This is a genomic window from Mycobacterium sp. AT1 (assembly GCF_002043095.1).
Classification (GTDB): domain Bacteria; phylum Actinomycetota; class Actinomycetes; order Mycobacteriales; family Mycobacteriaceae; genus Mycobacterium.
This window is the reverse complement of sequence record NZ_MVOC01000108.1, coordinates 1-1,032: the sequence shown is the minus strand read 5'-3', so window position 1 is coordinate 1,032 and position 1,032 is coordinate 1. Positions and strand designations below refer to the sequence as shown.

Genomic DNA, 1,032 nt, shown 5'->3' with positions numbered 1-1,032 from the left:
CCGTTCCCGGCGCGAATGGGTCCCAAGGGCAACCTGATCTACAAGCTGGTGACCACCACCGATCACAAGTTGATCGGCATGATGTACTGCGTCGCCTGCTTCATCTTCTTCTTCATCGGTGGACTGATGGCGCTGTTCATGCGCGCCGAGTTGGCCATGCCCGGCCTGCAGTTCCTGTCCAACGAGCAGTACAACCAGCTGTTCACCATGCACGGCACGGTGATGTTGCTGTTCTACGCGACCCCGATCGTGTTCGGCTTCGCCAACCTGGTGCTCCCGCTGCAGATCGGCGCCCCGGACGTGGCGTTCCCGCGTCTGAATGCCTTCTCGTTCTGGCTGTTCCTGTTCGGCGCGTTGATCGCGCTTGCCGGTTTCATCACCCCCGGCGGTGCCGCTGACTTCGGCTGGACCGCGTACTCCCCGCTGACCGACGCCATCCATTCGCCCGGCGCCGGTGGTGACCTGTGGATCATGGGCCTGATCGTCGGTGGTCTGGGCACCATCCTCGGTGGCGTCAACATGATCACCACCGTGGTCTGCATGCGCGCCCCCGGCATGACGATGTTCCGGATGCCTCTGTTCACGTGGAACATCCTGGTGACGTCGATCCTGGTGCTGCTGGCCTTCCCGCTGTTGACCGCGGCGCTGTTCGGGTTGGCGGCCGACCGGCACCTCGGCGCGCATGTCTTCGATCCGGCGAACGGCGGTGTGCTGCTGTGGCAGCACCTGTTCTGGTTCTTCGGTCACCCCGAGGTCTACATCATCGCGTTGCCGTTCTTCGGAATCATCTCCGAAGTCCTGCCGGTGTTCAGCCGCAAGCCGATCTTCGGCTACACCACGCTGATCTACGCGACGCTGGCCATCGCGGCACTCTCGGTCGCGGTGTGGGCGCATCATCTCTACGCCACCGGTGCGGTGCTGCTGCCGTTCTTCTCGTTCATGACGTTCCTGATCGCCGTTCCGACGGGCATCAAGTTCTTCAACTGGATCGGCACGATGTGGAAGGGGCAGTTGACCTTCGAGACACCGATG

The 1,032-nt window shown here is 62.7% G+C and carries 1 protein-coding gene; it reads left to right on the top strand.

The genetic code is table 11. The features are described from left to right. The coding region (locus B1790_RS33330) for a cbb3-type cytochrome c oxidase subunit I (RefSeq protein WP_198952191.1) at positions 1-1,032 on the top strand (1,032 nt) is incomplete at both ends.